This is a genomic window from Brevibacillus sp. FIR094 (assembly GCF_050477165.1).
In the GTDB taxonomy this organism is placed as follows: domain Bacteria; phylum Bacillota; class Bacilli; order Brevibacillales; family Brevibacillaceae; genus Brevibacillus.
In genome coordinates this window covers 120,694-137,161 of sequence record NZ_JBEAES010000011.1, presented here as the reverse complement: position 1 = coordinate 137,161, position 16,468 = coordinate 120,694, and the positions used below count along the sequence as shown (strand labels likewise).

The following is a 16,468-nucleotide window of genomic DNA, read 5'->3' as shown; positions in this document are numbered from 1 at the left end:
GATACTTTGATACCAGTACCCGACATACGGTATCAGAAACGAGGAGATCGATCTATGACAGCACGTATTGGCCTTCCTGCACCTGATTTTACGATGGACACCGTTACGTTTGACAACGGATTTCCCCTGCCAAAGAGCTTGGTAGACTATCGTGGAAAATGGCTTCTTTTGTTCTTTTACCCGTTTGACTTTTCGAAAGTATGCCCAACGGAAATCCTCAGCCTCAACCGCCGGATCAAGGAGTTCACGGATTTGAATGTAGAGGTGCTTGGTATTAGCGGCGACAGTATACATACACACAAAGCATGGATGAGATCGAGTGATGGCATCGGTCCACTCTCGTTCCCACTTGCTTCCGATTACAGCAAAGAAGCGACCATGGCGTACGGTGTGTTGGACGAAGCAACCAAAGCTCCGCTGCGCGGCAGCTTCATCATCGATCCAGAAGGCATCCTGCAATACGCAGTCATCTCCAACTCCAAGGTTGGTAGAAGCGTAGATGAGACGCTCCGTGTAATCGAAGCTCTGCAATCAGGCGGATTGTGCCCAATGGACTGGAAGCCTGGGCAAAACACGATTTCCTAATCGATCGACATAAACAAAGGCCGCATGATCGCTTACACAGGATCATACGGCCTTCTCATTTTAATAATAGGCATAAAAAAATCAGGAAAGCAGTACCCCTAGAATCGGATTGGGTTAGAAGGAAGGTGTACTATAGCCTGATTCATTCACCATACCATTATTTATCTCTTTTGTAAATCATTATCTGGACACAACCGGGTACGGAAACAAGTCAACCACACGCATGGTCTCTCCGCTTTCGTTGGTAAACACGACATGCTCTCTCCGAAGCTCAGTCGGACTCTCCAAGCCACATGCTGCCGCCAGCGAGAACAAGCCTTCCCTCAACTGCAAAATATAATTCATGACACGCCACTGCTTTTCTGCCGGAACCAACGCCTCCTGGTATTTGGAATCCGTCGTAGTGACCCCTGTCGGACATTTGCCTGTATGGCATTGCATCGCCATAATACAACCAGTTGCAATCATGAAGCCGCGTGCGGAGTTGACGCAATCCGCTCCCAATGCCATGGCGATTGCTACTTTGTCAGGGGTAACGAGCTTGCCGGAAGCAAAAATCCTGATGCGGTCCCGTACGCCGAATTTCCTCATCGTATCATCGAGAATGATGAGCGCGGCGAAAAGCGGCAAGCCCATGCCATCTGCCATTGCCTTATACATCGCACCCGACCCACCCTCAGAGCCATCTACCGTGATAAAATCCGGATAAATCGACAGCTCCACCATCTTCTCAAAAAACGGCTCCAATCGCTTCGGATCGCCGACGACGATTTTCACACCGACAGGCTTGCCCCCCGCCTCCTGCAAACTGTCGATGAATTGCAAGGCTTCCTCAGGATTGGTGAGAAACTCGAAGCGGTTCGGTGAATTGACCGTTTGTCCCACTGGTACCAGCCTTGCTGCCGCGACTTTTTCCGTAACCTTGGAGCCCTCGAGGTGACCTCCGCGTATTTTGGCCCCTTGATGAAACTTCAGCTCGAACGCCTTGATGTTAGAAATGTTAGCCTTGTTCTTGAATTCTTCGATCGAAAACTTGCCCTTGTCATCACGGAAGCCGAACATCCCCGGCCCGATTTGCGAAATGATATCCGCGTCTGTCGAGAGGTGAACTTCTGCGACGCCACCCTCTCCTGTATTGATCCAAGAGCCGCCTGCCATACGTGCCCCATGCCCCGTGGACATGATATAGTTCTCTCCCACTGCGCCAAAGGAGGTAGCTGAAGCACCAAACATCCCTTTCAGCCGCCAGGGCTGCCTTCTGTTTTCTCCCACGACAATGACGTCCTCGTCATGCAGCAACCACGGTTTTACCTCTTGTTCCTCGATAAACTTTTCCCTTCTCGTGAACAGTCCTTCGTGGGTAATCTCGTATTTTCTGCCGGGGACGACTTTTTCATTATCAATACGCAGTTCACTTGTCAGCTTCGGGAACATCGCATTGGACAAATAGAAGCCGGGCTTCTCATAATCACGTTTACTTCCGAACGAGATCAGGTCCGTCCGGTATTTTGACGCATACATGAGGCCCACGAAGTCAGCTCTGGAAAACGGCCTACCGTCTGTATCATCGTCAAACCAATACTGGCGAAGCTCAGGCCCGAGCTTTTCCAACAAATAACGCATCCACCCCAAAAACGGATGAGACCGAATAATAGAGTGCTTCGGCTGTTTAGACAGGGCATACATGTAACCGAAAAATACAATGGGTGGTAAAAGAATGATGAAGATAATGACGCATAACAGAGTAGGTACCACTTGTTCTTACCCTCCCCAAACACAATATTCTAGTAAATCATGTCAAGGATAGGATGCAACAAGTTCTCTGTTTTTAATCGTATTTCTCATCATCCTCCCGTATTTGCCCATCTACGATCAATTCCAGCTCCGTTTCAAAATTCAGCATGATCTCTACAGGCAACTGCTCCGCAACCTTTGCCATGTCTGGAAGAAGCAGTGCATCCTCTAGCGTATCAGGTTTCGTCTCCAGTTGATCGTACCACTCGCGGATTTGCTCCATCATACGGTAAAACGAAGCCTCAAACTGATTCGCATCGTCCTCCGCGTCGTCCTCGTGGCTTTTTTTCATCCGATCCCAATATTCCAGCGTCGTGCGCAGTGCTTTCTCTATGTTTGTATCCATTTATCGTCTCTCCTTTTCGTCTCTTCCTTCTCTCCCATTTAGTATGACCGCTTTGATTGCACAATGCCACCTCAGGTGTAAGCCGCTCGCACCCTTCCATTTTTTAAAATCGTTGCGTTTTTTGACACGTTTTATAGCCCGGTTGAGTCATACGAAAATGAAAAGAGGCTGTTATCCTAAATGTAGCTAGCAGCCGATTATCCGGCAACAAACAAGAGAGCTCTCTAGTGGAATAGGGGAGGATGCACCCTGTCATTACGATGGAACAATCGAAAATTATCTCTCCCGCTACTTTTCGTCTCCGTCATTTGTATCGTTGCTCTACAGCTGCCAATCACAGCCAAGGCGACGCCTGCAGATTCTGACTCCTTGCAGGCGATGATTGATCAAGCACGCCCTAACGATACCGTTACCATCCCGTATGGTTTGTACAAAGGTCCTATCCGCATTACCAAGCCGATTCAATTGGTAGCCAATGATCCAGTGAAGATCATCAATCCGACCGAGGAGGAGGCAACGCTCACGATTGAAAGCGACAATGTGAGCGTGCAAGGAATCCATATCGTGGACAAGCGAATCAACAGTGACGTAGCCGCGCTTGTCATCCGTGGCGATCAAAACTTCCTGGAGAATGTCATCGTTGAAACGAAAGGGATCGGTATTCAATTACGGCAAGCAGACTACAACACGCTTCACAACGTTCAAGTCATTGGAAAAATCAAAGGTGATGGCAGCCCAACGACCAGTTCTGGACATAATCACGGAGCACAGCCTGAAGTAAAGCCAAAGCAAACGGAAAAGGCGAGACGAGGAAACGGAATTGACGTCCGTGAATCGCATCATAACCGTTTCATTAAAAATCAGGTGACGAATGTCGAAGATGGCTTTTACGTCGAAAATAGCGATCGAAACCATCTGGAACAAAATCTGGTGACGAGCTCGCGGTACGGCTATCACTTCATGGGCACCTCTGATACGACGGTCATCAACAACATTGGAATGGAAAATGTGACAGGCTCCCAGCTTATGGAGTCGCGCAAACTGACGGTTACCGGCAATCAATTTTTGAAATCGCAAAAAAATCCTGGCTCGCAAGGAATTCTTCTCATTACCGTACAGGATACGCTGATTGCAAACAACACGATTGAGGGCAACCGCGTTGGACTGTACTTAGAGCAATCATCCGGAATTACGGTCAAAAACAATTTACTCAGTCTCAACTTTATCGGCATGCAGTTTTTGTCCTCTTCTGACAACGTATTAACCGATAACCAATTTGTCTCCAACGTCATCCAAGCGCAAGCCCAGGATAGTCAGAACAACAACTTAAATAAAAACTACTGGGACAATCTGCAAGGACTCGATGTGAACGGGGATTCCCGCAGTGATTTGCCGTACGAGATGAATCCTTTTTACCTGGGTTTGACCGATGCGGTTCCTGCCTACCAGCTGTTTTTCCAAGCCCCGGGATTCGTGTTTCTGGAAGGCTTGTTTACAAGTGGAGCCGGCTCAGCAATCAAGGACGCATCTCCTTTGATGATGCCGTCGGACACTGTGCTGGTTGAATCCGGGGAAACGAGTGGTTGGGGTGCTGGCATTCTTGGACTTATCTTGTTATTAGGAAGCTGTTCGATCATTTATATAGGAGTGAAAAAATCATGAATAAAATGAACAAATGGTGCACAACAATCGGAGCAATTATCGGTATCAGCCTGCTTATGGTCGGCTGCGGAAACGAAGAGCCGAAACCAGTAGATATCGCGGAAGGTGTAGACAAATGCGACCTTTGCAAAATGCATGTCCCTAACGATCACAATGCTACTGAAATCGTCTTAAAAGATGGAAAAACACTGAAGTTTGATGATCTCGGCTGCCTGAACAACTGGACGAAAGAAAATGGAACCGATAACGTGGCTGTACAATTTGTCCGCGATTACTACACAGCAGAATGGACAAAAGCAGAGCAAGCTACCTACGCTTACGATAAAGACTTCAAAACGCCAATGACGTATGGCATCTATTCCTTCAAAGAGAAGTCTGCTGCAGACAGCTTCGTTCAAGAGCAAAAGAAAGGTATTGTCATGAGTGCGGAAGAGTTGAAAAATCATAGCTGGGAAAACGGCATGAGCAAGCACATGAACAAAGATGGTCAGTCTTCCGAAGGTCAACATAATGGCGGTCACGAAAGCAAACCAGCTGATCATGGAAGCAACAGTACTACCCCAACCACACATAACTAACAGAGGGAGTGGAGTCTTTGCACATCAGTCTGATTGCCAAACGAGAAGTGAAGGTAGGCTTTCGCAATCCATGGTCCTACTCGTTTATGGCTCTGTTCTCCCTGTTTAGTTTGGGACTCTTGATCATCCAATCGCAGTCCTACATGAAGGGTTATACGTATACGACAGGTACCATGCTGAATCTGATTTTGTATTTGCTGCCACTAATGACGATGCTTCTCTCCTCTTTTTCCTTGACGGCGGAAAAAGAAGAGGGAAGCTGGCAGCTCCTCTCTACTTACGCCATGACAACCTCCTCCTTCTTATTGGGGAAATACTTGGGACAAGCACTCGTATTAGTCGCGATCGTCAGCTTCGGGTATGGGTTGTCTGGTGTAGCTGGCATGCTGCTAGGAAAAAGCTTTGCATTTTCGACTCTCTTGTTTTTGCTTGCCTTTTCCGTTTGTCTCATTCTGTTATTTTTAGGTCTAGCCATGCTGATTGGCGCCATCAGTAAAAACCGTTGGCAGGCTTTGACAATGGGGGTCAGCGTCTGGTTCTTCTATATTCTGGCATGGCCGACTCTGCTCATCTCTATGCTCAGCTTCGTCCCTTATACATGGATCAAGCCTCTGCTTCAGCTTGCAACATTTCTCAACCCGGCGGAGTTTGTACGAATCTTTTCCGTTGCCAGATTAGGCGGTGGCTCGATCTTTGGACCTGAATACTACAAATGGGTGTACTGGGCTGATTCTCCGCTTGGTGATCTCATCTTTGTCGCACTCAGTCTGCTCTGGATCAGTGCGACCTTGTTCATAGCCATCCGGGTATGGGAAAGAAGGTAATGCGATGAATATGTTAGGTCTGACCATCGATCAGGTCACCAAGGAAATCAATGGAAAAACAATCGTCCACCCATTCAGTATGGACATTGCACCCGGTCAGGTCGTCGCCTTATGCGGCGGTAACGGTGCAGGGAAAAGTACGATCCTGCGGATGCTGGTAGGTATTCTCCCGCCTTCATCGGGAACTATTCAGCTAAACGGGTTGAACTGGAACGATAATCGCGTGGAGTATCTTCAAGAAATCGGCTATATGCCGGATCACTTTACATTTTCTGCGGGACTTACTGCAAGAGAGACGCTCGAATTTTACGCTTCCCTGCGCAATCGCACCCCAGAAGAGGCAGATCGACTGCTGAAAATGGTGGGTTTGCACGAAGTGAGAAACAAACGGGTGTCTCAGTTCTCCAAAGGGATGCAGCAGCGCCTCTTGTTTGCCCAAGCGATATTGGCCAAGCCTGCACTCGTCGTCCTCGATGAACCGACCAATGGACTCGATCCGTATTGGATGGATGCCTTCGTCGATCTCGTGCGGGAAGTAAAGCTCGCGGGTCAATCCGTTCTCTTTACGACTCACCAGTTGCAGGTGGCAGATGCGGTAGCCGATCGGGCAATTTTTCTGATGAACGGGAAAATCGTGCGCGATGGGTCGATAGAGGAGTACCAACAACAGTATGGGGCAATTGGTTTGTATGGTGCCTTTTCTGAGCTTGTTCATCAGGCAAAGGCATGAATAAAAAAACGCGAGAGATTGGATCGTTGTTACGATCGGCTCCCGCGTTTTTGCTATTTATAGCGCCTTTGCTTCCATATAAAAGACAGATAAAAACTTTTTCACGCTAATCCGGCACTTCGTCGTTTTTTCGCCCGCCTCCAGCTCTTGCATCCGTTGGCGAATTTCTTGAAAATCAAACAGTCGTGGTGCAAAGTGTTCAAAGGTCGGGTTGGCATAGTCGGTCAACCCCAATGAGGAAAGATGCGTAAAGGCTTGCAGGACCATCCGGCGAATCCGTTGTTCCATGGCACGCACCTCTTTGGTAATCCCATGCTCATTCAGGCTGGTATGCACCTTCAGTAGGATTTGTGTATACAGTTCCTTGAGCTGCAATTCGTGCAGCTTGTCTCCTTGTCGCTCATCCTGTACGAGCCATTCCATGATCAATAGTAGATCGGGAGCCCCGGCTTCACTCGCGATCCCTAGCTGCAACAGCAGTTTTCTCGCTTTTTGTGCCAGATTGTCCTGATCGGAAGACTGACTTTTCGAGCCGCCGATATGCGGTTCTTTTGCTTTGACATCCAATATTTGCAATGATTTGCGGATGGTTTGCAAAGATGCTTCCAGGGACAAGTAATCCGATACCCGCTTCAGCACAGCCATGACTTCCAAGCGGTTAATCGGTTTTTGAATAAAGGTATCAATCCCCTGCAAATAAGCCTCCCCGATCATTTCTTTGTTTTCCACCTGTGACACCATGATGAAGCGGCCCGCGAAGCCATCTGCCTGCAACTTTTTGATCGTTTGGATGCCATCAAGCCCCGGCATTAGCAAGTCGATCAAAATGACATCGACCCCATACAGTTGATCAATCGATACGTGACTGCCATCGCTAGCTTGCCCTACAATTTCGCCCAACCCGCTGTCTTGAATAATCCGTTCGAGCATGCGGCGTACTACAGCATCATCTTCAATTAAAAAGAAACGTATCATTGCTTACACTCCCTCCTTTCCGAGCAATTGGTCGGTCGGAATTTGTACTTCTAAGTGCGTCATTTGCTTCTGATCCGGTAAAATACGCAAGCTTCCTTGCAGACTTTGGACAATTCCGCGGGCATGCGTCAGTCCAATTCCGGTAGATGCATTGCCCTGCTCATCGTATTTAGTCGTATAGCCGGGCTGAAACACCCATTCCTGCTCTTCTAGCGGAATTCCCGGACCACTGTCAAGTACACTGAACACCAGATGACGATGAATCAGCTTCACATTCAGCTCAATCTGTCCAGACGTGGGAATCGCCTCTACTGCATTTGCTACGAGGTTGTTTAGCACGGATAGCAACGCATAGATTTGGCTGGTCGACAGGTTGATGTTACAGCTCCACTCCATTCGTATATCTTTTCCCAACATCTCTGCGTATTTCTGATTCGCGCGGGCAACCAACTCACACAGCTCTTTGATCGGCAGCTGTGGTGCTAGCCCCTCTTGATTAATCAGCTTGGAAATCCCCGCCAGCATCCGCTGCGAATCTTTTTTCACCTCATGCACATTCTCGGCAATCGCCAAGGCCGTCGGGGATTCCGTATGATCCGAGGTGAGCAGACGCCTGTAGAGCTGGTAGCTTTCGCGCGTGATTTCCTCCAGATGCGTCATCGATTTGCGCAAGTAAAAGGCTTCTTCATACAGCTCCGTATTAATCATCCGCAGACGCTCCAGCTCCTGCTGCCTCACCTCTCCCACTGCCCGCAATTGCCTGATCGAAAAGCTGTTGTACAAGCCGACAGCAAAAAAGCTGCGCAGGACCCCAAAGAAGAGAAGCATCAAAAAGCTCTGCCAAGTGATCGGCGGAAAATCAGTGAAATACTGTCGTACTTGGATCTCTACCACATTGGAGACGAAATCAATGGATGCACCTATCAGCCCCAACCATAGGGGGAACTCGCGATAGCTTCGCGCACGGAGCAAATAAAACAGAACGGTAAAGCTGAAATAGAAGAAGGCTGAGGGAAGATGCGCAGCCACACTCTCCATGTACGGACGGTACGCAAAAAAGACATCCATTCCGACGCGAAATCCGAAGATAAACGTCCCTGTAAAAAATCCCGTCACCAATACAGGTACGGACGAAAACCACAACAATCCAAAAAAGAAAGCAGCGATGCCCAAGGAAAAACGAAACGACCCTCCTACGGGGTTTACCTTCATCTCTCCAAAAAAAGCAGTTGCCAGCATGATAATAAACAGGATCAAAAGGCGTTCTCGCATAGCTGCTCCTTTCTTACGGAAAAAGATCTCCTATTCTTATTTTACTAAGAATCGGAGATCTGCAAAGATAGAACGATTAAGCGTGCTTGTTTTCCAGTCGCTTGGAGACGACTGACAACGCATAGTTGACGACGAAGTACATCACTGCCACCATCAGGAAGGTCGGGATGACGTAGTTGACATTGCGTCCGTTGATAATTTGCGCATGGTTCATCAGCTCTGGCAAAGCGATTACAACAGCCAGCGACGTATCCTTCAAGAGCGAAATGAATTGGCTCACAATCGGCGGAACCATTCTTCTAAGAGCCTGTGGAAGGACAACATTCCATAGTGTCTGGACATAATTCAGACCAGAAGAACGTGCAGCTTCAATCTGTCCTTTTTCGACCGAATTTAAACCACTTCGTACGATTTCCGACAACATTGCTGCTTCGAAAATAACCAACGCCAGAACAGCGGCCCAAAACTTGTCCAGCTTGATTCCCACTTCCGGGAGAGCAAAATACGTAAAGAAAATAATCAACAAGAGCGGCAAATTGCGAATCAGCTCTACGATTGTCCCGAGAACTTGTGAAACTCCGGGAATTTTTGCGTAACGCAAAACCCCTACGAGAATCGCAATGGTAAAGCTGAGGACAATTGACAAGAAAGCGACCTGCAAGGTGACCCAAAAGCCTTCGAGCAGGAAGGTCAAATGACTGGGCGTATAGGCTCCGATAAAGTCCATGATGTCCCCTCCTTCTTAGCGGCTTCCAGCCAAGCGTCGCTCCAAATAACTGACGAACGCGCTCAACGGAAGGGTCAGAATCAGATAGAAAACAGCTACAAAAATGTACACATCAAAGGTAACAAACGTATCGGCGGAGATCAGGTCTCCAAAGTACATCAGGTCAAGACCTGCAATCACACCTAATACCGAAGAGTTTTTTACGAGATTGATAAATTGGTTACCCATCGGCGGGATTACGACCTTGATCGCTTGCGGCAAAATGATATAGCGCATCGTTTGTCCGTACGTCAATCCCGAGGAACGAGCGGCTTCTGTCTGTCCTTTTGGAATCGCCAAAATACCTGCGCGGATCGTCTCCGCAATAAATGCTGCCGTATACACGGTCAAGCCGAGCGTCCCTGCAATGAAAGGCTCCAGCACGATACCAATTGCCGGCAGGCCCACAAAAAAGAGGAAAACGACGAGAATCAGCGGGATATTACGCACAAACTCGATGTAAACCGTAGCGATCCACTTGAGTGGTCGAATCGGAGAAATCCGAAAGATCGCAAAGAGCGTCCCCAGTGCAAAGCTCCCAACGAGAGCAAGCAGGCTCGCCTGCAAGGTGTTCCAAAAGCCTTCGAGATACATATCCATGTGATCAAACAAGATAGAAAAATCGATCATCTCTTATGCGATCCCCCTTGTGTGCAAAATTCTGTTAGGAATATAAGGGAATGAGCGGCAGAGTAAACCGCTCATTCTTTGTGGAGTCGAACCGCATTATTTTTTAGGTTTTGTTCCGATCCATTTTTCATAAATCTTGTCGTATTCGCCGTTTTCTTTCATTTCTTTTAGCAAATCGTTCACGGTTTTCGCGAATTCAGCGTCACCCTTGCTGATTGCAATACCGTATGGCTCTTCCGTGAAGGCCTCTTCTGTTACACGGTAGTTCGGATCTTGCTTCGCCATGCCGTACAGGAGAGCGTTATCAGTTGTCAGCGCGTCACCTTGACCAGCTTTGAGTGCTGTGAAGGCTTCCGCGTAGTTTTCGAATTCAAGTACTTCTACATCAGGAGCACTCGCTCTGATGTTTTTCGCAGAAGTAGAACCTTTTGCGGTCACGATTTTCATGCCTTTTTGCATGTCTTTCAGACCGTTTATGGAGCTGTCCTTTTTCACCAAGAAAGATTGACCTGCCAGGAAGTACACGTCAGAGAAGTCTACTTCTTTTTTGCGTTCTTCTGTAATGGTCATCGTTGCGATGATCGCGTCAATTTCTCCGTTTTTCAGCATCGGGATACGCGTTTTGGAGGTTACTTCCTTCAACTCGATTTTGTTTTCGTCCCCGAGCACTTTTTTCGCAATTGCTTTTGCAATATCGATATCGAAGCCTTCTACATTTCCGGTTGCCGGGTCTTTCAAACCGAACAGATTCAGGTCGTACTTAACTCCGACTACGAATTTGTCTCTTTCTTTGATTTTTGCCAATGTGCCTGTACCAGCTGGTGTGCCTTTTGCGCCGCTTTCTGTTGTACTACCCCCACCACAGCCTGCCAACGCAGTTGCACTTAGCATCAGAACGAGACCCATACCCGCTACTTTTTTCCAAAGCTTGTTTGCTTTCATCTGAATACCCCTTTTCTCTATCGTTTTCTTTTTTTAGTGATTCAAAATCCGACTCAAGAACAAACGCGCACGCTCTTCACGCGGACTTGCGAAAAACTCCTCTGGTGTAGAATCTTCGAGAATTGTGCCCTGATCCATAAATACGATGCGATCTGCTACTTCGCGGGCAAAGCCCATCTCGTGCGTCACGACCACCATCGTCATACCTTCCTTCGCCAGCTTCTTCATGACGTCGAGCACTTCGCCGATCGTCTCTGGGTCAAGCGCAGAGGTCGGTTCGTCAAACAACATGATTTTTGGTCGCATGGCCAGTCCGCGTGCGATCGCTACGCGCTGCTGTTGACCGCCAGAGAGTTGCGTTGGGAACATTTCTGCCTTTTCCGGAATCCCTACCTTTTCCAAATAGTAGAGAGCGGTTTCTTCGGCTTCCTTCTGCGATACGCCCAGAACCTTGGTTGGTGCCAGTGTAATGTTTTGCAATACGGTCTTGTGCGGGTATAGATTGAAGTGCTGGAACACCATGCCGATGTCCCGACGCAGCTTGTTGATATCGGTGTTTTTATCGTTCACTTTCACCCCGTCTACCACCAATTCTCCGTTTGTAACCGTTTCCAATCTGTTGATGCAACGAACCATCGTGCTTTTACCCGATCCTGACGGGCCAATGACCACGACGACTTCTCCCTGGTTGATATGCAGGTTGATGTTTTTGAGGACATGAAAGCTTCCGTAATGTTTATTTACTTGATGAAAACTGATCAACCAGAATCCCCCCTTGCTCTATGTCTTATTTTGTATACTAATGTCGAACTACTCAAAACTACTGGAAAAGACAAAGAAAAGTTTTTCTGTTTATAATTTTCTAATAATGAGCAATAAAAAAATAAAGTGAACCTCCCAGGCGAATGGGAGCCAATATATCATGTAACACCTGAATGGAGGCCGGCCTATGAAAGAGGAAAACGTAAAGCCTTGGCTCATCCGGATGCGCCGAGGAGAAGAAGAAGCTTTTCAAGAAGTCTATCGAGCAACTCGCACATACGCCTACAACCTGATCTATTTTCTGGCGCCACACAAACAGGATGTAGACGACATGATGAGTGAAGTGTATGTGGAGTTGATTCGAAGCGTCGACAGGTACGATGTGGAGCAACCCTTTATCCCATGGTTCAACGGATTGATTGTGCGGCAGGTTCGCAACTGGAATCGAAGCATTTGGCGAAGATTCCGCCTGTTGGAGCGGGTAAAGGAAAAAGGCTACGAAGCACCTGTCGCAGGTATGGAGGATAAGCTGGGGGCAATCAGTGATGAGCTGGAGGTCATTCCTGCCGTAGAGAAATTATCCTTCAAGCTCAAGGAAATCGTCGTACTGCGTTACTATCAAAACTGTTCCTTGGAGGAAATTGCAGCGATTCTACAAATCCCGCTCGGAACGGTGAAATCGAGACACCACTTGGCGATGAAAAAGTTGAGAGAGCATTTTGAGCATCGCATTAATCGTGAGGAGGCATCTTTTCATGTACATTGAAAAAAAGCTGAGAAATGAGTATGAATCCGCAGCAGGGGGGCTCCACATTGATCCTGCATTGGACAGCAAAATCGAACGAATCGCCAAAAATGAGTTAGCTGGCAAGTGGCGTTTGCACATAGGAACGCGCTTTCGTCCAAAGCTGGTACATGCTGCAGCAGCGTTCGCCCTACTCACTGGTTTTGGTTATGCGACACACAGCTTGTTGTACAAAATGGATGAAGGCTCTGTCCGTATGGAAGTTCAAGCACATAAGGATTTTACATTGACGCAAATAACGCCTAAAGAAATAAGACAGGAATTGGAAAACGTAGAGAACAAACTGGCAACAGGCGAAACCGCCCTCGTCTATTTCGCAGCGCTGGAAAAAGAGAAGCACCCTCTCTTTCAACAAAACCCCATGATCGGCATAGAAAAGCCGAATGTCGTGAAAGATTGGAAAGAATGGACAGCCATCCTAATTGATGAAGCTTCACTCTCACATGCCTTGCCACACCAGCTTCCTGACAGCTTTTCATTCCTTGAGGGCAAACAAGGTACCCCCTACGGTGTCATGATGGGTCAAGAAGGACAGCAGTGGCTGCATGAGCTTCAAAAAGAGAGCAAGGAAACAGGTAAAAGTATCGTATGGAAAGTCGTTCCACAAGCGACTTCACCTATCGAATCGTATACGAGCCTGTATGAGAACAAGCAAAAAGAACGCATCTTTGTCACGGTAGAGAAATTCCCGAAGGAACAGCTAGATGTACAATTGAGCACGCCAGAAACAACGAAATACGACGCAGTCACTGTCAGCGGAAAAAAAGCGCATTACACGAAAAACGACCAGTTCTTGTTTAGTGAATCCGGTCAGTATCAAGAGCTGTCTTGGTTGGATCAAGATGGAGAGCAACCGATTATGTATCGTGTAGGTACCGATTCGCCAACAGTTTCTAAAGAAATGCTGCTCCAGGCTGCAAAAGCAAGCCAGCAGTAACCATACGAAAAGCCAGCCCTCTCTTGCTTTGTATCTGCAAAAGAGGACTGGCTGCTTTTTTGTTATCGTCACAAGGGATTATCCCCGCAGGCGGTTCACCCAGAAGCCGCCCTTCAAATGTTTCGGCTCAAAAGAGATCACAAATGCTTTTGGTGCAATCTCATGAATGAGGTTCCACAGTTTTTTCTCATTGCTGCGCTTCGTCAACACTTGCATCATGAGACGATGCCCGTCACGTCCCTCTGCTACCCAGGAAGTAACGCCAAAGCCATGTTCACGCAGCTTCGCAGGAACCCCCAAGTCAACGGAATCCACAACGACTTGCAGCGTGACATAGCCCAAGGCCAAATACTCCTCGATCTTGCTGCCGATGAATACACCCATTCCCCAACCGATACAGTAGGCTGCGAGATTGATCGGATTGTCCAGGTTGTCCAGAACAATCTCTAACCCTTTCAAGTACACGAATACTTCCACCATCGCTAATAGGGATGCCAACACCCGATAGCCCTTGATCACCATCAGTAGTCGCAGCGTAAAAAACGAAACGTACAAAATGTTGATCCCGATGATGATCAAAACAAACGCCAAGCCCATTGCTCTCCTACCCCCACCCAGACCGGGTACTATGATGATTTTGTAATCGTGATAATCATATAATTGAAGGTAATTTTATAACAGCGGTAAAGTTTGGTTGTTTTGATACAATTTCCGTGCGAACTCCTCCATCAATTCTCGCTTGGCCAACAGCGTAAGCATCCGTTTAGGCAAGCCTTCTACTCCGTAATAAGCACCTGCCAATTGACCGTAGACAGCTCCCGTCGTATCCGCATCATCACCGAGGTTTACGGCTAGGAACAGGCCTTCTTCAAAAGAACGACAGGAATAAAAAGCCCAGAGTGCCGCTTCAAGCGAATCGACAACATATCCCGATCCTTTGATCTCTATTCTTGTTTTCTCTTTGTAGGAGCCATTCGCGACACGGGCGATATCAGGATCAAGCGGTTGCTTTTCCCATAGATCGGCTACAGGAGAGAACGAATCAGCAAGCAACTCCTCTTTGGAAATACCCTGTATAGCCCCCAGGAGCAATGCCCCGAAAAAACGACAGCCGTCTACTGCCTTTGCCGTTGCGTGTGTAGTGCGAGAACTTTGCGCGCAGTAATCGATGGCGAGCTCCGGTTGATTGGCATAATAGAGTGCGACAGGTGCTAGCCTCATAATGGAGCCATTCCCTGCCGACATCGGATGGTCAGATCCGCTGAATGGATTTTTCGTCTGCTCAAAACGCCACAACGCTTCTTTGGTGATATTCCCGATATCGAAGCAATGATCCTTGCAGCTCATATACCCATTTCGAAACCAGGCTACGTATCGATTCATCTGGTCAACCGGATCGAAGCCATTTTTCGTAATCAAGCTCTCAGCCAGACACAGGGCCATCGACGTATCATCCGTCCATTCCCCCGCCTTTAAATCGAATGGTCCTCCCCCGATCATTTCTGTAAGCGGCTCGAAGGTACCCGGTTTGCGAAATTCTAGAGTAGTGCCGAGTGCATCTCCAACGGCCAATCCAAGCAAACTTCCAGCATAGCGGTCACGCAACTCCACACCTACCCACACCTTTTTTCTGAATTATCTGTACCTATCAAACAAAGCATCTGGCAATGACATTTTGACCGAAGTATTGTTCGTTCAATTCATCCGTCGCTACCTTTTCTTCTGTGCTTGCAAGCGTGATAATCTGCGGTAGAACCAGCTTGTAACGATCCTCCATCACGGTTTCGAGAACATATTGCCCCTCTTTGTCCCACAAAAGAATTCCTGCTAAAATTCTGGTCTCCACATAGATCCCCTCCATTTTTTTCTCTTTTGAATATGTACGAAAGACGGGTACAATGACCCGCCTTCTAGTGCTTACATAATGTGTAATGTGTATACTTACTGCTCTTTTTTCAGGCGTGCATCCAGAACGAAGTTGCCGAATGGCAGTAATGAAGCGATAAATGCCCCGATTACTTTCATGAAGGACCACTTATTGGTCATTGTAACATGTGCCAACGCCAAAATATACAGGACAAAAAACAATCCATGAAGCGAGCCAGCAATTTTTACTGCGTCTGGATAATCCCAAAAATACTTAAGCGGCATAGCAATTCCGAGAAGTACCAAATACGAGATACCTTCGATCAGGCCGATGAGACGGAAGCGTCCGAGGGCAGAGTTCATCATGTGTGGGTACCATCCTTGCCATTGAAATTACCACTATTATAAACGAAAAACTATCATAATGATGAAAATAGTCCAATGTTCATAATATATTCAAAATCAACGGCCCCAAGCTTCTTCTCGGATGCGTTCCATCCAGCGCATTTCTGCGTGCAAATGCTCAATGGCGCCGATCAGAATCGTTCGTGCACCCCAGCTAAGCCTCTCTCTTTTTTCCTCCTGGATCGATTCCAATAATCCAGCTAACCGTCTTACCTCCTGGATGTTCACTTCCAAGGCCTTATCCATTTTCTTTGGATCACCGTACGAAGCAAACGTAAGAGCCGCGTAGATCGGATTGGTCAGCTGCATCGGTTTTTGCAGTTCTTCCAAGAGAAGCTGTTGAAATTGCTCTTCGCCTTTTTGTGTGATCCCATACATCGTCTTATCTGGGCGGCTAGTCTCACGTATGACTTCTTTGACCTCAATCATCCCGCTCTTTTCCAGTTGGTCGAAGGCATAGTAGAGGGAGCCTTTGGCGTATTTCATGTAACAATCCATTCCCCTGGCCTTCACCTGCTGCTGAACCTCGTAGGGATGCTTCTCCCCTTCCATCAGCAATCCCAGAACAAGCAATTTTAGACTCATGACG

Annotated in this window: 20 protein-coding genes; 7 read left to right on the top strand and 13 right to left on the bottom strand. The window is 47.6% G+C overall.

All coding sequences use genetic code 11. The features are described 5' to 3' along the window. Nucleotides 1–54: 54 nt before the first annotated feature. Entirely contained in the window at nt 55–585 is a 531-nt protein-coding gene (locus ACQ5DJ_RS12110; RefSeq protein ID WP_429842695.1) for a peroxiredoxin, read from the top strand. Between the two features lie 180 nt (nt 586–765). Here ACQ5DJ_RS12110 and ACQ5DJ_RS12105 read toward each other — a convergent pair whose 3' ends face one another. Further along, nucleotides 766–2,340: an FMN-binding glutamate synthase family protein gene (locus tag ACQ5DJ_RS12105; protein ID WP_429842694.1), complete on the bottom strand. Its 1,575-nt coding sequence runs from the start codon at nt 2,338–2,340 to the stop codon at nt 766–768. Between the two features lie 73 nt (nt 2,341–2,413). Next, on the bottom strand, nt 2,414–2,725 hold the full coding sequence (locus ACQ5DJ_RS12100) for a hypothetical protein (RefSeq protein WP_429842693.1): 312 nt from the start codon (nt 2,723–2,725) through the stop codon (nt 2,414–2,416). A 369-nt stretch (nt 2,726–3,094) separates the two neighbouring features. Between ACQ5DJ_RS12100 and ACQ5DJ_RS12095 the strand changes: the two genes are divergently transcribed. The 4 genes from ACQ5DJ_RS12095 to ACQ5DJ_RS12080 are packed head-to-tail and all read left to right on the top strand — an operon-like array spanning nt 3,095 to nt 6,519. Continuing rightward, entirely contained in the window at nt 3,095–4,387 is a 1,293-nt protein-coding gene (locus ACQ5DJ_RS12095) for a right-handed parallel beta-helix repeat-containing protein (RefSeq protein WP_429842692.1), read from the top strand. Beyond that, nucleotides 4,384–4,965 carry a nitrous oxide reductase accessory protein NosL gene (locus ACQ5DJ_RS12090; RefSeq protein ID WP_429842691.1) on the top strand — a complete coding sequence of 194 codons (582 nt, stop codon included), beginning with the start codon at nt 4,384–4,386 and terminating at the stop codon, nt 4,963–4,965. The genes ACQ5DJ_RS12095 and ACQ5DJ_RS12090 overlap by 4 nt, the downstream gene beginning before the upstream one ends. 17 nt (nt 4,966–4,982) lie before the next feature. Next, a complete protein-coding gene (locus ACQ5DJ_RS12085; protein ID WP_429842690.1) occupies nt 4,983–5,789 on the top strand; it encodes an ABC transporter permease in 807 nt (268 codons plus the stop codon). A 4-nt stretch (nt 5,790–5,793) separates the two neighbouring features. Beyond that, nucleotides 5,794–6,519, top strand: a complete 726-nt coding sequence (locus ACQ5DJ_RS12080; RefSeq protein WP_429842689.1) for an ABC transporter ATP-binding protein — start codon at nt 5,794–5,796, stop codon at nt 6,517–6,519. Between the two features lie 57 nt (nt 6,520–6,576). Here ACQ5DJ_RS12080 and ACQ5DJ_RS12075 read toward each other — a convergent pair whose 3' ends face one another. The 6 genes from ACQ5DJ_RS12075 to ACQ5DJ_RS12050 all read right to left on the bottom strand — a co-directional run bounded on the left by ACQ5DJ_RS12075 (nt 6,577) and on the right by ACQ5DJ_RS12050 (nt 11,866). Beyond that, nucleotides 6,577–7,494: a response regulator gene (locus ACQ5DJ_RS12075; RefSeq protein ID WP_429842688.1), complete on the bottom strand. Its 918-nt coding sequence runs from the start codon at nt 7,492–7,494 to the stop codon at nt 6,577–6,579. Between the two features lie 3 nt (nt 7,495–7,497). Then, a complete protein-coding gene (locus ACQ5DJ_RS12070; protein WP_429842687.1) occupies nt 7,498–8,766 on the bottom strand; it encodes an ATP-binding protein in 1,269 nt (422 codons plus the stop codon). 76 nt (nt 8,767–8,842) lie between these two features. After that, the gene (locus tag ACQ5DJ_RS12065) at nt 8,843–9,493 is read right to left on the bottom strand and encodes an amino acid ABC transporter permease (protein WP_429842686.1); all 651 of its coding nucleotides are present in this window, start codon (nt 9,491–9,493) and stop codon (nt 8,843–8,845) included. Between the two features lie 15 nt (nt 9,494–9,508). Continuing rightward, entirely contained in the window at nt 9,509–10,162 is a 654-nt protein-coding gene (locus ACQ5DJ_RS12060; protein WP_429842685.1) for an amino acid ABC transporter permease, read from the bottom strand. Nucleotides 10,163–10,258: 96 nt separating this feature from the next. Next, complete coding sequence (locus ACQ5DJ_RS12055; protein WP_429842684.1) at nt 10,259–11,104, bottom strand: transporter substrate-binding domain-containing protein; 846 nt, start codon at nt 11,102–11,104, stop codon at nt 10,259–10,261. A 33-nt stretch (nt 11,105–11,137) separates the two neighbouring features. After that, the gene (locus tag ACQ5DJ_RS12050; protein WP_106841425.1) at nt 11,138–11,866 is read right to left on the bottom strand and encodes an amino acid ABC transporter ATP-binding protein; all 729 of its coding nucleotides are present in this window, start codon (nt 11,864–11,866) and stop codon (nt 11,138–11,140) included. Between the two features lie 187 nt (nt 11,867–12,053). Here ACQ5DJ_RS12050 and ACQ5DJ_RS12045 point away from each other — a divergent pair, with 187 nt between their 5' ends. Further along, nucleotides 12,054–12,632 (top strand): sigma-70 family RNA polymerase sigma factor, encoded by a 579-nt coding sequence (locus ACQ5DJ_RS12045; protein WP_144617317.1) that lies wholly within the window; start codon nt 12,054–12,056, stop codon nt 12,630–12,632. After that, complete coding sequence (locus ACQ5DJ_RS12040) at nt 12,622–13,608, top strand: hypothetical protein (protein WP_429842683.1); 987 nt, start codon at nt 12,622–12,624, stop codon at nt 13,606–13,608. Before ACQ5DJ_RS12045 ends, ACQ5DJ_RS12040 begins: the two co-directional genes overlap by 11 nt. Before the next feature lie 78 nt (nt 13,609–13,686). Here the strand turns inward: ACQ5DJ_RS12040 and ACQ5DJ_RS12035 are convergent, their stop codons facing one another. From ACQ5DJ_RS12035 to ACQ5DJ_RS12015, 5 genes are all read right to left on the bottom strand, one after another. Further along, on the bottom strand, nt 13,687–14,205 hold the full coding sequence (locus ACQ5DJ_RS12035) for a DUF2179 domain-containing protein (RefSeq protein ID WP_429842682.1): 519 nt from the start codon (nt 14,203–14,205) through the stop codon (nt 13,687–13,689). A 75-nt stretch (nt 14,206–14,280) separates the two neighbouring features. Then, complete coding sequence (locus ACQ5DJ_RS12030; protein WP_429842681.1) at nt 14,281–15,219, bottom strand: ADP-ribosylglycohydrolase family protein; 939 nt, start codon at nt 15,217–15,219, stop codon at nt 14,281–14,283. A 37-nt stretch (nt 15,220–15,256) separates the two neighbouring features. Continuing rightward, complete coding sequence (locus ACQ5DJ_RS12025; protein WP_261375914.1) at nt 15,257–15,454, bottom strand: hypothetical protein; 198 nt, start codon at nt 15,452–15,454, stop codon at nt 15,257–15,259. A 95-nt stretch (nt 15,455–15,549) separates the two neighbouring features. Then, the gene (locus ACQ5DJ_RS12020) at nt 15,550–15,840 is read right to left on the bottom strand and encodes a DUF3817 domain-containing protein (RefSeq protein ID WP_429842680.1); all 291 of its coding nucleotides are present in this window, start codon (nt 15,838–15,840) and stop codon (nt 15,550–15,552) included. A gap of 96 nt (nt 15,841–15,936) precedes the next feature. Beyond that, the gene (locus ACQ5DJ_RS12015) at nt 15,937–16,464 is read right to left on the bottom strand and encodes a PadR family transcriptional regulator (protein ID WP_429842679.1); all 528 of its coding nucleotides are present in this window, start codon (nt 16,462–16,464) and stop codon (nt 15,937–15,939) included. Between the last annotated feature and the right edge of the window lie 4 nt (nt 16,465–16,468).

Coding starts and splice junctions, on each gene's coding strand:
- ACQ5DJ_RS12110 (WP_429842695.1), top strand. CDS start 55: ATGACAGCACGTATTGGCCTTCCTGCACCTGATTTTACGATGGACACC.
- ACQ5DJ_RS12100 (WP_429842693.1), bottom strand. CDS start 2,725: ATGGATACAAACATAGAGAAAGCACTGCGCACGACGCTGGAATATTGG.
- ACQ5DJ_RS12090 (WP_429842691.1), top strand. CDS start 4,384: ATGAATAAAATGAACAAATGGTGCACAACAATCGGAGCAATTATCGGT.
- ACQ5DJ_RS12080 (WP_429842689.1), top strand. CDS start 5,794: ATGAATATGTTAGGTCTGACCATCGATCAGGTCACCAAGGAAATCAAT.
- ACQ5DJ_RS12075 (WP_429842688.1), bottom strand. CDS start 7,494: ATGATACGTTTCTTTTTAATTGAAGATGATGCTGTAGTACGCCGCATG.
- ACQ5DJ_RS12070 (WP_429842687.1), bottom strand. CDS start 8,766: ATGCGAGAACGCCTTTTGATCCTGTTTATTATCATGCTGGCAACTGCT.
- ACQ5DJ_RS12065 (WP_429842686.1), bottom strand. CDS start 9,493: ATGGACTTTATCGGAGCCTATACGCCCAGTCATTTGACCTTCCTGCTC.
- ACQ5DJ_RS12060 (WP_429842685.1), bottom strand. CDS start 10,162: ATGATCGATTTTTCTATCTTGTTTGATCACATGGATATGTATCTCGAA.
- ACQ5DJ_RS12055 (WP_429842684.1), bottom strand. CDS start 11,104: ATGAAAGCAAACAAGCTTTGGAAAAAAGTAGCGGGTATGGGTCTCGTT.
- ACQ5DJ_RS12045 (WP_144617317.1), top strand. CDS start 12,054: ATGAAAGAGGAAAACGTAAAGCCTTGGCTCATCCGGATGCGCCGAGGA.
- ACQ5DJ_RS12040 (WP_429842683.1), top strand. CDS start 12,622: ATGTACATTGAAAAAAAGCTGAGAAATGAGTATGAATCCGCAGCAGGG.
- ACQ5DJ_RS12035 (WP_429842682.1), bottom strand. CDS start 14,205: ATGGGCTTGGCGTTTGTTTTGATCATCATCGGGATCAACATTTTGTAC.
- ACQ5DJ_RS12020 (WP_429842680.1), bottom strand. CDS start 15,840: ATGATGAACTCTGCCCTCGGACGCTTCCGTCTCATCGGCCTGATCGAA.
- ACQ5DJ_RS12015 (WP_429842679.1), bottom strand. CDS start 16,464: ATGAGTCTAAAATTGCTTGTTCTGGGATTGCTGATGGAAGGGGAGAAG.